The sequence below is a fragment of the Mucilaginibacter sp. OAE612 genome (assembly GCF_041806395.1).
GTDB lineage: Bacteria > Bacteroidota > Bacteroidia > Sphingobacteriales > Sphingobacteriaceae > Mucilaginibacter > Mucilaginibacter rubeus.
Window position 1 is genome coordinate 1377312 of sequence record NZ_JBGMUW010000001.1, and the last position, 17191, is coordinate 1394502.

A 17191-nucleotide genomic window follows, 5' to 3' on the forward strand; every position below is an offset into this window, starting at 1 on the left:
TTAATTTAAAACCAATTCAATTACCGGTATCTCACTATCGGGCTTGGTTTCCGGTAGATTTAATATCAGGTCGTTACCTGTGCCTTTTGATTTGCTATCCTGTTGTATCTCCGACGCGTCATGTAAAAACTGAACGTATTTTACTTTATCCTTGTAGCCTGGTAAAGTAAGTGTTTTGCCGGGATATGCTAACAAATGCACGTATAAGCGCCGGGTATTTGCATTATAGGTAAGCAGGGTGTGCTCCGGGGCTACAAAGGTTTCCGGAGCTTCGGTACATCCATAAATGGAGCGGCTGTTATATTTCATCCAGGCTGCTATTCCGTCCAGCCTTTCGTTAGCACGTTTATCAAATAAACCGCGTGCAGTAGGGCCCACGTTAAGCAACAGGTTACCTCTTTTGCTTACAGCCTCTATCAGCATGGTAATTAATTGCGTGGTACTTTTCCAGCTGTTTTCGTCGCGGAAATAACCCCAGGAACCAGAAAACGTTTGGCAGGTTTCCCAATAAGTTTTGTAATCGTTTTTTTTGACCCACTCCGATAAATTTACCTGTTCGGGTGTCAGGTAATCCCAACCATCCTGGTATTCATTTAAATCGAGGCGGTTATCAATTATAATATTGGGCTGTAATTTTCTTATTTCTTTAACGAGTTCAACAGATCCCCAGTCTTTGGCCCCTTTCCCATGTTTGCCATTATCAGGGTACGAAAAATCGAGCCATAGCATATCAATTTTGCCGTAATTGGTAAGCAGTTCTTTAATTTGGTTATGCATGTAGGTGCGGTACCTGGCCACATCGCGGCCTTTGTTCAGCTTATCATAATCCTCATCTTTTTCGCTTGCCGGTTGCAGGGGGTGTAAAACATCAACGGTAAAGTCTGGGTGATGCCAATCCAACAGTGAATAATAAAAACCTATTTTTATACCCTCGGCTCTAAATGCATCAACAAACTCCTTTACAAGGTCTCTTTTAGCAGCGGTTTTAGTAGCCTTGTAGTCAGTATATTTTGAATCAAACAGGCAAAACCCTTCATGATGTTTAGTAGTAAGCACAGCATATTTCATCCCGGCTGCCTTAGCTTTCTTTGCCCACTCTTTGGGATTAAACAAATCTGGATTAAACTCATCAAAATAAGGCTGGTATTGCGCATCCGTCATGCGCTCCCATCTTTTTACCCATTCATGCCTTGCTGCCTGCGAATAAAGCCCCCAATGGATAAACATACCAAAGCGGTCAATAGTCCACCAGGACATACGTTTGGCTTTTTGTTCGGGTGTTTCTGTTCCTATTTTCTTTTGGGCATATAAAGGGGAAAATGCAATAAAAACCAATAAAATACCTGTTAACGTTTTTTTCATTTGGAGGATAGCTGACGTCAGTTTTAAGAAAGAGTGTTAAAAAAGGGCGATGTTTTTACATTGATAAAATTTCATCAACCACTTCCAGTAAAGGCCTTTGAGGCTTTTCAGGGTTTAGCTTTTGGTTGTCGTCCACCCATTTTCGTTCCCAGGAAAAGTAATCAGGTTCCTGAACGTTTTTACCTTGCAAATTGCTGCGCAGATAATCAAAATAAATCTCCCAGCGGAGCAAGTAATAGCTATCCATCAGGCCGGCCCACTCTTTATAAGCATACTCATGCAGATTGTCTTCGGTACGCACATTTTCGCCCCAATAGGTAATTTGCATTAATTCGTTTTTTAAATTGTTTGCTTTTTCTTCCGCGGTATTGCCGTTATCTATAGCTTGTTTGAGATAGGTGTTGAGCCTGAAATATTGATCGGTATTTAAGAGGTCATCTGTCAGCCTTATCATATGCAGGAATTTTGCGCTGGCTGCGTTAAATGTTTGCAGATTCTTGCTGTTATAAGCAGTTACCATTTCATTAAATGTGAGCGTGCCTTTATTAGCCAGCAGTTGCCGCACCATATTGATGAGGTCTATTTTATAAGTGGCCGAATTTTTAAGATCTGGTGCTGCTTTTGCAAATTCTTTTACCGCATTTGCAAAAGCAACCGTGTCATAATTACGAGTGAGCGTACCCCAACTGGAAATTGATTTAACTTTAAGTGCGGGTCTTGCGCAAAAAATGGATTCGCCAGCCCCTTCCTGGTAACCGGGAAGGCTTTGATAAATGGTTTGTAAAAATCCTTGCCAGGCATTACTTGCATGCCCATTGCTTTTACCATAACGATATAGAGCGTATTTATCGATCCAGTTCCGGGTATCCACATGTTCCTGGTGCCAGCCCAGTTCAAGCATCAGGTCATAATCAGGAGGGTTGTTATTGATGCCTTCAGGCATAATCCCCACACCTTTAAGATAATTGCTGTAAGTGCTTTTACGGACACGGTATACCTCATCGGCAAAGCGCTGCAGTTTTCCATATACGCCAGGCCGTTCGCCAAAATTATTAACGCTGCACCATATAAATGGTGTATTATCGTAAGCCTTACGCTTTTCCCAGTTATTTGTAAATTCACCAAAAAGCTCCTGTACCAATACTTTTGATTTATCGAGGCCATCAAGCATGGCCTGCTTGGGATTATCCTGCCAGCCCTGCAATACCCATGTTGAACCGGGGTAGTAATTTTGCATCGATGCCTGTATGGCAGTGCCTGCTTTTTTCAAATCAACACCTTCCGTTTTACCACCCTCATGAAAAGGGTCGCCGGCAAAAAAATGGATGTTCTTACCGTATAATTTTTGAATTTCGCTATAGTAGATGCCGGCAATGCGGCTAAACTCAGGATCAGTGGGGTCAAGTATATCAGGTCTTTTAAAAGCACCCCAGGTGCCCTGATCAATAATATGTGCTTTACTTTTGTTTTTTAATGTGCTTGGCACCATGCCATAAAAACCTTGCAACACAGGTTGTATACCCAACTCCTGCATCCGCTTCATCATTTTCTGTTGAATCAGCTTCCTGTTGTCTATCTGGCTTTGCGGCATGGGACCTCCCCAGCCTTCAATATTTCCCATCAGCCACCATGCGGTATAAGCAGGCCCAACAATGAAACTGTTAATTTCACTTTCAGTGTATCCTATTTTCCTCAGCGTGTTTTGCCATACCGCTTCCATCCCTTCAACAGTAAGCATTGTATTAACACCATTTAACGCCATCCAGTCAAGCTCCCGTTCCCAGTCGGGCCAACTATAAAAGCTCATGGTATAGTTATAGGTGCAATAATTTAACGCATAACGATACTTGGCCGCAGCTTGTACGGTTACTTTTTTGTTAACATTAGGAATAGGAAACACGGGCGACATGTTATCACCCATGTGCGACATAGAACGATGGCAATAATATTTTAAATACCAGTTTACACCAACAGCCGCCGCATTGGCTCCTGAAGCATGGATAACCAGTTTATTCTTGATGGTTTGCAGTTCAACTATTTCTGAACTGGTGTTTTTTAAGGGTTCAAAAACGATATGGTTGCTTAACCACGGCGCGCGCCTTTTAACCAGTGCTTTTACAGGATCAAATTGTTGCGCTAAAAGCTGTATAGGCAATAATAAAAGTAGCAGACAGGTTGGTTTTCGCATAGAAATTTGTTGGTTTTTTTCTGTTAATATGTCCGAAACTAACTAAAATTTTATGGAAAGATTATGCATAATTCTATGCCCTGGAGCCTTGAAACTTACGCAAACGTTTGTTACTGCAAAGACAAACGTTTGCGTAAATTTTCACTGTTTTTTATCAAATATAGAGCGGGCGAAATGCTAATCCTGCCTGGACAACCCCGATCGACATTAACAGCCTGGGCTATTTTATGATAGGGTGAAAAAATGTAACCGATATTACAGTTACCTATGGCTGCCGATAACTACGGCCTATAAAGGCCGCTGAAAAATAGAATAAAGGCGCTAAATTAGAGCAGAATTACGGATATTAATAACCTAACTAAACTGGTGGTTTAACTCACGAGTTCGGTTGATTTTTAATACGGTCACATGATACAATATTATAAATGTTAAAATCACTCTTGAATACCCGCATAAGTTATTATAGATATTATAACCGCAGTATATTAAAAGCAACACCGCTACTGTTACTGGTAACCTTAACAACAATAAGCGTTAGTGCTCAAAATTTGATTGTAAAACCTGCTTTAGCCTCAAAATCAACAGATATTACAGTGGCCACTGCTCAAAAAAGTATAAGTTTAGCTATTGATAATTCTGATTACCAGGCGGTGAAACTTGCGGCTGGCTTTTTTGCTGACGATATAAAACAGGTTACCGGAACTTCGCCTGCTATTACTACTTTGCAACACCCCGCCGGTGAAATGATTATTGCCGGCACTATTGGTAAAAGCCCAGCTATTGATAGGTTGATAGCTGCACACAAGATCAAAGATATTAATAAAATTAAAGGCCGTTGGGAGGCTTCATTATGGCAAATAGTTAACAACCCCGCACCTGGTGTAAAAAAAGCGCTCATTATAGTTGGAAGCGATAGACGAGGGACAGTTTATGGACTCTTACAAATTTCAAGGAAAATAGGTGTATCGCCGTGGCATTGGTGGGCAGATGTTCCTACTGCTAAAAGAAAAACAGTTACGATCTCCGTACCTAAACCAACTTGGGATGAACCGGCAGTTAAATATCGCGGTATTTTTATTAACGATGAAGACTGGGGAATAAATCAATGGGCGAGGAAAAACTTTGAAAAGGATTTTGCACATGGCATTGGCCCCAAAATATATGAAAAATTATTTGAATTGATGTTGCGTTTGCGGCTCAACTACATTTGGCCTGCTATGCATGAAGTGTCTAAAGAATTTGGCGACACTCCCGAGAATGTAGCTTTGGCCGATCATTATGGTATTGTTGCAGGTTCATCACATTGCGAACCGATGCTGTATAATAACGTGCATTGGAACGAGAAACTTAAAGGTGTATGGAATTATAGCACTAATCCTGATAGTATTTATAAATACTGGAAAGAAACTGCTAAGCACAGAAAAGACAAAGAAGCAGTTTGGACAATGGGTATACGCGGTATACATGATCGTGGTATGGAATCGCCACCGTCAGGTATACCTGAAAGGATAACCCTTTTGGAAAAGGTATTTAAAGACCAGCGAGATCTTATTAATCAATACGTCAATAAACAATGGGGGCCTGTTGCCCAATGTTTTGTTCCTTATAAAGAGGTATTGCCTGTGTATGATGCCGGCTTAAAGGTACCTGATGATGTAACTCTGATTTGGGTAGATGATAATTTTGGGTACATTCGCCGCTTATCGAATCCAACCGAAAGGAAGCGGTCTGGCGGAAGCGGATTATACTGGCACTTATCTTACTACGGTGGTCCTCATTCGTATACCTGGATCAATTCTACCGCCCCGGCATTGATGTGGGAAGAGTTTCATAAGGCCTGGGAAAATCAGGCCCGGACGATGTGGGTGATTAACGTAGGTGATGTTAAACCGATGGAATTGGGGATCGACTATTTTTCACGCTTATCATGGAACCCGGAAAGTCAAAAGACGGATGCACAACCCCAATTTTTAAAAGCATTTCTTACAGAACATTTTAATGAAAATGTAGCTACGCTTAACAATTTGCTTACAGAATTTTATCGTTTAGGCACAGTACGAAAACCTGAATTAATGAATCGTGATTGGGCTATTTCTTTGTCGGATAACGAAGCTGTGCAATTACAAGCTGATTATCAGAGATTATTAAATCTTGAAACTTCTGTAGCAAAGTCTGTACCTTTAAATAAGCAGGATTCTTACACAGAAATGATTGGTTTTCCGGCCCGTATCATGGCAGAAACCGGACTTATATTTATGCATGACAGGGCAATTGTTTATGGTGCAAATCAATCTGCCCATCAGGTCGAGATAGATCGCCTTAAAGCAGCTTTGGAATCCGAAGTTGATAATTACAACAATAAAATAGCAGGGGGGAAATGGCAATATATGATGCCGGGAACAGTAACCGGTCAAAATCTTCTATCATGGAATAGCCAGGTAGCATGGCCATGGGCTGAAACCAGGAAACCGGATACCACCAAAAAAGCAATTCAGGCGGATATAACAAGAAACGCTTCATCTGCCGATGAACAAACCACAGCTGGAACCGCAAAATGGTCGGTTATACCAGGATTGGGCAATAGCGGCCAGGCTATGGCATTGACACCGGTTAACCTTAATTTATTATGGAAACCTGGTGATGTAAAAGCTCCAACATTGAATTACAATTTTAAAACTGATGGTAATTCAGCAAAGGTGAGGATTGATTTTATGCCAACTTTTAGAATTTATCCGGGTATGCAATTAAGGGTAGCCATTTTAGTTGATAATAAATTTATTTCAACAACAGAAGTGCCGGGGTCAAATGGCAAGGAAGATGAGAATGGACCCAACCGTAACCAGGGTATTAGAAATAATTACGTTAGTGCATTAATAGACTTACCAGCATTAACCACCGGGACACATAAATTATCTATCAGGGCTATTGACCCTGGCGTAGTAATTGATAAAATTTCATTTTATAAAAATTAGCGTCCTTAACTTTTTTATTTATTCCCAAAGCCGACGGTCCCAAAAGAAAAGACATATTCGGGAAACCGTTCCTGAGGAAATCAGCAGGTGATTGCTGCGTGTGCTTCTTAAAGTATTTCACAAAGTAGGATGGGCGTCTACGACCCATGCAAAACTCCATTCCTTTATGGCAGGATCTGTAAAGTTTGTATTGGAACATGCAGAGCCGTTTTGGAAAAACGAGGGTTATGCCGGCTCATAAATATTTAACCCCAGATAGACAACCAATGATGATCAAGACCAATCTTTCAGGAATGTGGTAAAAACTTCTTTATATTGTTCGGTTACAGGTATCGTAGTATTTTCAATCTGGACAGAATTTTTGGTAACGGATTTGACTGCTTCTTTGGATACGATAAATGAGCGGTGGATTCGCAGGAAAATACTGGCCGGGAGTTTCTCTTCAAGGTTTTTCAGGCTTGTGAGGGTCAATAAGGGTTTATCCTGGTTCGCCAGGAAAATCTTTACATAATCTTTAAGTCCTTCGATATAAAGGATGTCGGCTATATTAACTTTTACCAGCTGATAATCAACCTTAAGATAAATATAGTTCTTTTCAACAGGCGTTCCGGGAGTTATATTATTTTGAGCGCTTTCCAAAATCTCAAAATAATCATATGCTTTGGCAGCCGCTTTTGAAAAATCAACAAAACTAAACGGTTTCAGTAAGTAATCTAACGCGTTTACCTTAAAACCCTCTAAAGCATACTGATCATAAGCTGTTGTAAATATAACGCGCGGACCCTTTTTCTTTCCGGTTTGCTCAATGATCCGGGCCAGTTCAACACCGCTTAGGTCAGCCATCCTGATGTCTAAAAATATCAATTGAAGGCCGGGTTGTTGATGAATAGCTTTCAGCGCTTCGATAGCGTTGCCGAACGTACCCTGTAAATTTAAAAACGGGGTTTGTTCAATGTACGAAGTAATTAGCTTTAAAGCTATCGGTTCGTCGTCTACAGCTATGCAGTCAATTTTCATTTGAATCGGAACGTTAAATTTACAATGAATTCCCTGATATTGGAGTCGCGGTCAACCGATAATGTGTAGCGCCCGGGATATAGCAGGTCGAGCCTTATTTTCGTATTGACAATACCGATGCCATTACTATCTTCCAACTGAGCCGTTTGTTCTTCAAAAAGGGAATTCCTGATCTCCAACTTCAGCTCGTCGGCAGATTGGCTGATCTCTACATAAATGTAACTTGGGTGTACACCGCTGATGCCATGCTTAAAGGCATTTTCAACAAATGGCAGGAAAAGCATGGGAGCTATTTCATGATTTTTTAGGTTGACCTGTTTTTCAAAAATGATCTGTACATCATCGCTCAGCCTCAGCTTCATCAGCTTGATATAGTCCTCAATAAATTTGATCTCCTTTTCCAGGTCGGTCAGATCGTTCTTGGTTTCATAAATAACATAACGCATCATATGCGAAAGCGTGTAAACCGCATCTTTAGACGCCACAGGGTTGCTATCGGCGAGTGCATAAATGGTATGCAGGATATTAAAAAAGAAGTGCGGATTGATCTGCGCTTTTAAAAAAGAAAGCTCTGAGCTGATTTTTTCCTGTTCGGTGGCACGGAAGGCTTCCTGGTCGGCCTTGATCTTCCGGGAGACCGCGATGATTGTGCTTACTCCGAGTAAAACAAGTGCAGTTATGATAGTCCAATAATTATAAACATGGTTATCGTCAGATGATTTTTTAGCCGGGTTTTTGTAAACTTTGGTAAATACAGCCTTCCAACCGGTTATTTCATCTAACCAATTGTTTAAGTACACAACGGAGACGAGAATAGCTATCATCAAAAGAACAAATAATACAGCCTTGTTTTTGTAAATCAATTGGGGAGTAAAATAAAACAGGTTGGCATAGAATAATGTTGCCCATACCAAATGTATCAATACCTGTTTGATCCAAAATTCACCGGGGAGTTTTAAGGGCCAGGATAATGGGAATAACATTAACGCTAATAAACAGGCCACTATATAAAAGTGAACTGAAAAAAAGATCTTCTTTAAGCCTGAAAAAGCCATATCGCGAATTTTACCATAAAAATAGCGGAAAAAAGTGCGTTTTGTTTCTCAGGCAAAACGCACCATACTGTATCAAATACAGTAATCAACTAAATCCCATCTCACCGGGATGCTGCAAATGACAAAATGTTTTTTTATTTTTTTTAAGGAATAGATGGTTTACAGGAATTAATAGACAGAATGACAACTTTGATCTATAGCTTATATTGAAAATTCCTCCAATCACAAAGCCATAGACTCTAACGTTCGTTTGGTCTATTATTAAGGCCGATCCGTCTATTCTGCAGATTTTGATCAATGTATTTACTTTGTTTTGTTTCAAAATCTCGAATATGGGAACTGAAAATTACAAGTTCAACTTAAAAAATACAACGAGCCTGCGGGCATTGAAACTGATAACCTGGTTTTTATTGGCAGCAGGGACCGTGCGAGCCCAACAGCCCGCAGGCCCGCCATCAGGTGCCTCTTTGGGTAATGGAACTATCTTCGGAACCGTAATAGACTCCCTGACTAAAAAGCCACTGGACTATTCGACAGTAAGCTTATTTAAAGCAGGTACAACTGCTCCAGTGAACGGTAGCCTGGCAGATCAGAAAGGGAGTTTCAAAATCACTGGTGTGGCGCCGGGAACTTATCGCGTCCAAATCGCTTTTATAGGTTACTCCACCAAAACAATTGACGGCGTTGTTTTAACGGGAGCCAAAACCGACAGAAACCTTGGGCAGGTCATCGTTTCGCCAAGCGCTAAGATGCTGGCTGATGTTCAGGTTACCGGGCAAAGAGCCCTGGCGGAAAACCACATTGACAAATTAGTTTTTAATGCAGAAAAAGATGTAACCAGTGCCGGCGGCAATGCTTCTGATATCCTGCGCAAAGTGCCCATGGTTTCGGTTGACATGGACGGGAATGTTTCCCTCCGCGGAAATCAGAACGTACGGATACTGATCAATGGCAAGCCTTCAGGAGCGTTGGTAACCAACGCGGGCGACGTTTTGAAATCCATGCCTTCCGATCAGATCAAGAATATTGAAGTGATAACGGCGCCCTCGGCTAAATACGATGCGGAAGGTTCGGCCGGCATTATCAATATTATTACCAAGAAGAAGGAGGTTGCCGGTGTAAGCGGCTCTATCAATATGGGTATAGGTACCCGTCAAAACAATGAGAGCGGAAATATCAATTTTAACAAAAATAAATTAAGCATTACAGCTAACCTTGGTTATAACGTTGGATGGCCGCAAACCACCTATCAATCCTTTAACAGTCAAAATACCGAACTGGGTACATCATCCTCGTCAAACGGGCAAAGTACATCAAATCGTCATTTTACCAATGGCTCGGCATCTTTGGGATATGATTTTAATGATCAAAACACGTTTAACTCTACTTTTAGCCTAAGGGGAGGGGCATTTAAAAATAAAGGTAATTCGGTCAATAGCAATAATTCTGCATCAGAGGGAAATATCGATTATACAGCCTTAACAAGCAACGAATTCAAAGTCTCCAACTTTGACTGGAATAACGATTTTACCCATAAGTTTAAAAAGGAAGGTGAAGAATTAAGCTTTGCTTTTCAATGGACACATGGCACATCAGATGTAAACTATCTGTCAGAATATTCTGCTTTTACCCAAAACCAGCGTGCGGTTAATAACGGTACCAATAACGAGTATACTTACCAGCTGGATTACGTACTACCAATCAGCAGGGTATTTAAGCTGGAAACAGGTGCGAAAAGTATTTTAAGGAGGATATCCAGCGAATACGATTTTTTCAATCCAGATGCTTCAGGCGCGTACGTATTTAATACGGCCACATCCAACACCTATAGTTACGACCAGGACGTGTACTCGGGCTACGGCTTGCTTACTGCAAATTTGAAAGATGGTTTTACTGTACAGGCAGGTGCCCGGTTAGAGAATACAAAAATTAATGGAAATTCGGGTAATGTCAGTGCGGGCCTGGCACCTTTTGATAATACCTATACCAATTTTATTCCAAGCTTTGTGATTTCAAAGGCTTTAACGCCTACCCAAACGCTGAAACTAAGCTATAGTAAGCGTATCCAGCGGCCGAGCCTGCAATATTTAAACCCGTTTCTGAATACCAGCAACCCTCTCAACCAAACGCAGGGTAACCCGGAATTGTCGCCAGAAATTACGCAGACCGTGGAAATGACTTATTCTACCTTCATCAAAAGCAGTGTGATCAATGCCTCCGTCTATTATAGGAAGACCGATGATATTATTGAAAGCTACGTGCGTACAGTGCCTTACACCACGGTGGATAATAACGGGAACCCGGTTACCAGGGATGTTTCCCTCACCAATTACCTTAACGTGGGTAACAATAATTCCGTTGGTGTAACCTTCTTTGGCTCAACAGAATTGTTCAAGGTCCTAACCATACGGGGCAACGTTAATGCATTTACCTATAAACCGCAGGTGATCAGTAGCCTACAGCAAGCAAGCCAGTCTACCTATGTTCAGTACAATGCCTTCATTAGCGGAACAGTAAAAATAAACAAGGCTTTGTCTGCCGAAACTTTTTTGATCCAGAACTCGGCAAGGAGAACTTTCCAGGGAACAAACCCCTCGTTCAATTTATGGGTGATAGGTTTGAAGCAGGATGTTTGGAAAAAACGCGGAACTATTGGTTTGAACATTACCCAGCCATTTAAGGATTATAAAGACTTTACTTCCAATATCAATAGCGGCCCGCTTAGTCAAAGCAGCAGGTTCTCAGTGCCGTTCAGATCTTTTGGCGTTAGCTTTGCCTACAATTTCGGTAAAATGAATTTTGGTCCGCAGATGCCTAAGAAGAAACGCGGCGTTAACAATGATGATTTAAAACAGGGTGACAGCAATGGGCAAGGGGCGCAAAATTGATAGACAATATTGAGGGAGAGTTTTTTGAGTAATACCCTTATCACGGTAAAATGATGGCTATATGGGCTATATCCAACGAACTGATGCCGGTAACGACACACAGCCCGACTGAAACGAAAAGTAACAACCCCGTAATTACCTGAACCTTGCGCCGGGATCAGCGGGCCGTGACATACCTGCCGGGATATTTAAAAATGATAAAAAGTAATTCTGATAAATATCCCGGACCGGTTTGTTTGATATGGTGATGCTATTTAAATGACTTAAAAGCCTCCGCAGCCTGGTTTAATTGCGCTGCGCTGTTAGTTTGCGGCCCATTGTGTATGATAATCCGATACCTGAATGTTACCGATTCGCCTTTCTTTAAAGTCAGGTTCTTTTCAGATTTGCCGTTGGTAAACACCTTTTCGCCCAGCGGATTGGCTGCAAACAGACCGTAGCCACGGGCATGCCAAAAAGTAGGATAATTAGGGTTTTGAGGATGATCGATAATGGTAACGCTTACCGAATCGGTTCCAATTTTACCATATACCTTGCACCATACGCCGCGGGTGCTCCATGCGTCGTTACCTGTTTTGCCTTCACTGGTGAGGTAAGTACCGTTGGCAACTTTATCGGTACCACCTTTTACTATGGTAACATTACCCTTATCGTCAGTAAATTTCTGGTCGGCAGGGTCAGGGATTTGCAGCTCATGGGCCAGACGCAGGCCAAGCATGCCATCTTTGGCATCTTTAAAAAGAGCGTCCTTATCCGCAGTAAGCGTAGTTACACGGTCAATGATCCGTTCCCGGGCATTTCCGCTAAATTCAAAGCGGGTTTGCTCTTCCAGTATTACTTGTTTTTGCTGATCTGTCCAGTTTGCATGATAGGCTAATATGCCTTTTGTCCCATCTTTTGTTTCCAAAATTTTGTCGGTGCGGATCCAGCCATAACCACTCTTTTTAGCCGCAGGTATGGCATAGGAGTTATTCCAGAAATCCAGACCGTTCAGGTTTTCAAAGTTAAACCATAATCCTATGTGATGCGGATGATCTGTAGGATCGCCAGGCCGTGGGGCCAACGGAAAGCCGCGGGTTACCAATGTGCCGTTTGCCGACCGCAAAGGGTAAAGAACGGGTTTTTCTAAAGTATCCGGATACAGGAAACTGGTAAAGGGTTTTCCACCTATCAGGATATCTATTTTATTATTTGTTGCTTTTACCAGCCTTACCGGTTCGGCTTTTTGAGCGTGTACTACAGGAAACAATAGCATATTTGCGGCAACGGCAAGTCCCAGTTTTTTTATGATCTTCATTGCTTGATGTAAGGTTAAAAAGGCTGTGCGCTAATGGCAAGGCACAGCCGATGTCAATAATGTTTGTGACCTATCCAGCTATTAATATTTAAAAACTTTTCCATTAGCCATTACCTCCTGGGTAGCTTCATCAAAAGTAGCCTTGTAGCCGGTATGAACAGCTGCATTGGTCATGATATTGGCTATCGAATGGCTGTAACCGGCTTCAACGGGGGCGTTTGGCTGCTTACGGCTGCGCACGCATTCCATCCAGTTGCGTACGTGGTTTGAAGTAAGTATATCACCTCCGGTATTGGCTGATGCTACCACCTTTTCGGTATTAGCCAGGCTAATCTCAGGCAGCAGGTTTGCCTTCATATGCATGGCATCGGCCATTTTTTGAGTAAGACCTCCTTTTGGCGATACTGTATTGGTGATGAGGTTAAGCTCGCCGCCGTTTGAATAGTAAATTTCGGCCGGATGCTCATCACCATTGTGCATGCGTGAGCCAAACGTAACCTGGAAGCCGGTTGAAGGATCATTAAGCGGACCGTAATCAAAAGCGGCCAGTATGGTATCCCAGTTGCGGCGCCCATCTTTCCACATATAGATGCCGCCGTTGGCAACTACACTACGCGGGTGTTTTAAGCCCGTAAACCAGTGTACCGTATCAATCTGATGGCTCATCCACTGCCCCGGCAGTCCTGACGAATATGGCCAGAACAGGCGGTACTCCAAGTATTTACGCGGGTCGAAATCTTCATAAGGCCGGTTCATTATAAAACGTTTCCAGTCGGTATCCTGTTCCTTCAGCTGTCCTAATAACTCCGGCCGGCGCCAGCGGCCTGGTTGATTCACATTCCAGGTGAGCTCAACCATGGTGATAGGACCAAACTTGCCCGAACTGATAAATTCATTGGCTGCATGATAATTAGCGCCGCTTCTGCGCTGCGATCCAATTTGCACAATTTTGCCCGATTCCTTTACTGCCTTTAAGGCAGCCCGGTTATCTTCCATGGTTTCGGCAAATGGTTTTTCTACATAAGCATCGCAGCCGGCCTTCACAGCTTCAATAGCATGGCGTGCATGCTGAAAATCGGCAGTGCTGATGAATACGGCGTCCACACTTTTACTATCATATAATTCTTCATTATTGCGGTAAGCTTTTACGTCATGCTGCATTTTTTCTTTCCAGAGGGCAGAGCCTTCCTCGCGCCGTTTGTTCCAGATATCGGATACGGCTACCACATCAAAGTTGAGTTCTTTATAATGGTTCATGAAACTGGGCACGTGCGAACTTTTGTGCCTGTCTGAAAAGCCTACCACCCCAATCCTGACCCGGTCATTGGCGCCAATGATACGTTTATAACTTTGTGCGCTCCAACTTTTGGGGGCAAGCATAATTCCGGCCCCGGCTAACGAGGCCTGCCTGATAAAGGTACGGCGTGATTTTTCCATGTAGTAAATAGTTTTATTTGCAGGTTGTTTTTCTTCAAAATACGGGTGCCGTCAGGGGGCGGACACCTTCATTTTTTGCTGATTAAAAGGTAAACTGGTTAAAGCCGGTGCTTATGCGCGACTAAATCAAATATCGAAGAATAGAATTGAAAAGCAATAGCGTTTTTAACTGTTAATGTAACAATAATACTGTTTTTTGTAAATCAGATTTCCTTTAATGTCCTGGTTTGAAATGTAACAGGTTAATATTTAATTAAGCTAATTGGTTAAGCAACCCTGATTTTTAGCAGTATAAAGTTTGAGATAAAACCCTAATTGATAATTGATTAAACCCTCAAGCGCCTTTCATGAAAAATGAAAGGCGCTTTCTTGCCTAAAAGTTGTTCGAAACTTTCAGGTTTTAGTTTCAATATATTGACTAATAGAATATGATGTTTTATTTGGTTAGCTTTAATTTCGTTAACTAACTTTCTTTAGGATTAGGCTCTCCTTTACCTGTGGTAATGAGGTTGTACAAACTTCCCGTAATATAACTGGCCCAGGCGTTTGAGCAAACCTCATAACATTCATGAGGTGGAACCAAGCCTTGGTGGGTGAAGCGGACTTGTGTTTTGTCGTCCTGTTCGGAAATTTCAAAAATCACTTTGGTGCCTTTCCATTCGGTTTGATCTTTGGTGAAACTAAAATAGTTGTCCAGTACAAGCCAAACCACTTTTTGGTTGGGAACAACTTCTGTTAATTTCAAGGTACAGCGGTGAAGGTCCCTGGCTTTGTAGGTAAACTCGTCATTGAGTTTTTCTGTGCCGCCTTTAACTTCTTCCGACCACCATCCGCGAACATTATTGATGGCATCATAAGCCTCTTTAGAGGTTTTATCTACCGAAATGGTTATAGTTAAATCCTGATCTTTCATTTTTTGTTCATTTTATCGTTCATTAAAACTCCCAGTTTGTCCAGTTTATCGCCCCAGAATTTATCATAGTAGGCTAACCAGGCCTGTAGCTCTTTAAAGCCGTCTTGCTTCAACACACAATGCCTTTCTCTGCCGATGTCTTGTATAGAGATAAAACCGGCATTGTAAAGCACTTTGATATGCTTTGAAACGGCCGGCCTGCTCATATCAAAGTTCTCGGCCAGTGAGTTGATTGTACGGCTGTCTTTTGAAAGCAGGTGCAGGATCTGCCTCCTGCTTGGGTCGGCAATTACCTGGAATGCATCAAGCCTGTGCTGTTCCATCTTTTTCTGCGTTTATGATCTGCAGCATTTTGTTGATAAGCACCAACCAGCCTTTTTCCATCGAGCTAAACATCAACGGGTTTACAGAGTCTGCAAAATCACGGTGTACCAGCAAAAGTTCGGTGCCGTTATCTTTTTCTATTAGCATCCAGTTCACTGTCGAATTGCTTAGTTCACCATTGCCTGAGCCGAATTTCCATGAATAAGAGAGTTTTTTGAAGGGGATAACCTCCAGGATCTTGCAATAAAAAATCCCGTCGAAATCCATCTCGGGCATAGGTTTGGCCTTAAGCTGAAATTCGTGACCCAGTACAGGTTTCAGATTGCCGGGCATGAGCCATTGCGATATCAGTTCCTGATCGGTTAAAAATTCCCAAACCACTGCGGGTGGATGCGGGTAAAATAATTGGTGCTGAATGATTTTTGCCATGATAGGTAACTTTTAAGTTACTCAAATTTATATGTAACTTGTGAGTTACGCAAATTTATTTTCATTTTTATTTTGGATGTCTTATTAAAAATGTAGAGACGCATGTGATGCATCTCTACTAAAAAATGATTGGATGCTTTGTGCTTTAGAGCAGTTTTTTATGCAGCCTGGGCATTTTGATACAATATCACCCCAGTTATTATTAAAGCAATTACAAAAATCACGGCCAGGATAATTTTAATGGCGCTTACCGGGCGCTGGCCGATAACTTCACCGGTACTGGCATTAACTGTAAATTGATAAATCTTGTTATTGTAGTTATAGGCGCTTACCCAAACCGGTAACATCAGGTATTTTATAGCTTTATCAAGATATTGGGTATCGGTGCTGTCGATTCTTTGCTCGTCTCCGCCTATGTCGTCTCGTATGGCCGAATTTATCGCTCCAGCAGTTTGTTCGGCCGCTTTAGTAAAACCTTGTTCCGGGCCTAACTGGTAAGTTTCGGAACGGAAGCCGCTCATATAACGTTCATCAAACTTAACCAGCATATTAAAATTCCAGGGCCCGAGTTTGGTAAGCGTTTTTTCAGGCAGTGAGTTGCTGGCGGGTACCAACAAGTCACCAAAATCGCACTCTACTCTTCCCGAAGCGTACGACCAGTCAGTATGGCGTACCTGCCTTGTTTTGGTTTGCGTTTTTCCGTCGACGGTTTCGGTATAAGTTTCGGTGGTATAGTAATAATCGCCGCGCTCACCGCTATAATCGGTTATGGTATAGGTGTCGTATGTCCAGTGTGGCAGGTAAACACCTTTTAGTGCTGATGATGCATCGCTTACCTTTTTAGCCAGGTCATTTGGTGCCCACCAAAGACTTTTAAGCCATTTTTTGAAAAAATCAACACCCTGTTGTTGGGTAACGGCAAATGGCAAAATATAATGAGGCGGCACATATTGCTGTCCGCTTTCAAGGTCCAATACCAGGGGAGCTGTACAAAACGGACATTTATCCGAGGTTACAAACTGATCGAGGATGGTTTGTGAGCCGCAGTTTTTACAATTCACTACCTTAAGATCGGCACTTTGTTTATTGTTGTCAATACCGGCGACAAATTCCTCATAATCATAAGGTAGAATATCGCGGCTGTCGGGGGCACTTTCAATGGCGTTGCTCACGCCACAGTAATCACACAGCAAATTATGAGTGCCGGGATTAAAGTGCAGTAACGCTCCGCAGCCCGAACAATTTAAAGAATTGTTTATTGCTGACGGATTAACCTGGTTGTTCATCTCGAAAATATAGATTTAGGAAT

Annotated in this window: 12 protein-coding genes; 2 read left to right on the forward strand and 10 right to left on the reverse strand. The window is 42.1% G+C overall.

The genetic code is table 11. The features are described 5' to 3' along the window. Positions 1–1362 (reverse strand): alpha-L-fucosidase, encoded by a 1362-nt coding sequence (locus ABID99_RS05805; RefSeq protein WP_373613148.1) that lies wholly within the window; start codon positions 1360–1362, stop codon positions 1–3. A 55-nt stretch (positions 1363–1417) separates the two neighbouring features. Beyond that, complete coding sequence (locus ABID99_RS05810) at positions 1418–3550, reverse strand: alpha-N-acetylglucosaminidase (protein WP_373613149.1); 2133 nt, start codon at positions 3548–3550, stop codon at positions 1418–1420. 425 nt (positions 3551–3975) lie between these two features. Between ABID99_RS05810 and ABID99_RS05815 the strand changes: the two genes are divergently transcribed. Continuing rightward, the gene (locus ABID99_RS05815) at positions 3976–6522 is read left to right on the forward strand and encodes a glycosyl hydrolase 115 family protein (RefSeq protein WP_373613150.1); all 2547 of its coding nucleotides are present in this window, start codon (positions 3976–3978) and stop codon (positions 6520–6522) included. A 273-nt stretch (positions 6523–6795) separates the two neighbouring features. On the opposite strand, the gene ABID99_RS05820 is transcribed toward ABID99_RS05815, so the two are convergent. Both ABID99_RS05820 and ABID99_RS05825 read right to left on the reverse strand, forming a co-directional pair. Then, positions 6796–7539, reverse strand: a complete 744-nt coding sequence (locus tag ABID99_RS05820; RefSeq protein WP_373613151.1) for a LytR/AlgR family response regulator transcription factor — start codon at positions 7537–7539, stop codon at positions 6796–6798. Then, entirely contained in the window at positions 7536–8594 is a 1059-nt protein-coding gene (locus ABID99_RS05825) for a sensor histidine kinase (protein ID WP_373613152.1), read from the reverse strand. Before ABID99_RS05825 ends, ABID99_RS05820 begins: the two co-directional genes overlap by 4 nt. 332 nt (positions 8595–8926) lie before the next feature. Between ABID99_RS05825 and ABID99_RS05830 the strand changes: the two genes are divergently transcribed. After that, the gene (locus tag ABID99_RS05830) at positions 8927–11482 is read left to right on the forward strand and encodes a TonB-dependent receptor domain-containing protein (protein WP_373613153.1); all 2556 of its coding nucleotides are present in this window, start codon (positions 8927–8929) and stop codon (positions 11480–11482) included. Positions 11483–11732: 250 nt separating this feature from the next. Here ABID99_RS05830 and ABID99_RS05835 read toward each other — a convergent pair whose 3' ends face one another. The 6 genes from ABID99_RS05835 to ABID99_RS05860 all read right to left on the reverse strand — a co-directional run bounded on the left by ABID99_RS05835 (position 11733) and on the right by ABID99_RS05860 (position 17168). Then, entirely contained in the window at positions 11733–12779 is a 1047-nt protein-coding gene (locus ABID99_RS05835) for a PmoA family protein (RefSeq protein WP_188832798.1), read from the reverse strand. Positions 12780–12860: 81 nt separating this feature from the next. Next, positions 12861–14216, reverse strand: coding sequence for a Gfo/Idh/MocA family protein (locus tag ABID99_RS05840; RefSeq protein WP_090532946.1), 1356 nt, complete (start codon positions 14214–14216; stop codon positions 12861–12863). Positions 14217–14679: 463 nt separating this feature from the next. Further along, positions 14680–15129 carry an SRPBCC domain-containing protein gene (locus ABID99_RS05845; RefSeq protein ID WP_090532944.1) on the reverse strand — a complete coding sequence of 150 codons (450 nt, stop codon included), beginning with the start codon at positions 15127–15129 and terminating at the stop codon, positions 14680–14682. Continuing rightward, entirely contained in the window at positions 15126–15452 is a 327-nt protein-coding gene (locus ABID99_RS05850) for an ArsR/SmtB family transcription factor (RefSeq protein ID WP_373613154.1), read from the reverse strand. Before ABID99_RS05850 ends, ABID99_RS05845 begins: the two co-directional genes overlap by 4 nt. Further along, entirely contained in the window at positions 15433–15882 is a 450-nt protein-coding gene (locus ABID99_RS05855) for an SRPBCC domain-containing protein (RefSeq protein ID WP_373613155.1), read from the reverse strand. Before ABID99_RS05855 ends, ABID99_RS05850 begins: the two co-directional genes overlap by 20 nt. A gap of 158 nt (positions 15883–16040) precedes the next feature. Then, positions 16041–17168, reverse strand: coding sequence for a hypothetical protein (locus ABID99_RS05860; RefSeq protein WP_373613156.1), 1128 nt, complete (start codon positions 17166–17168; stop codon positions 16041–16043). Positions 17169–17191 lie beyond the last annotated feature (23 nt).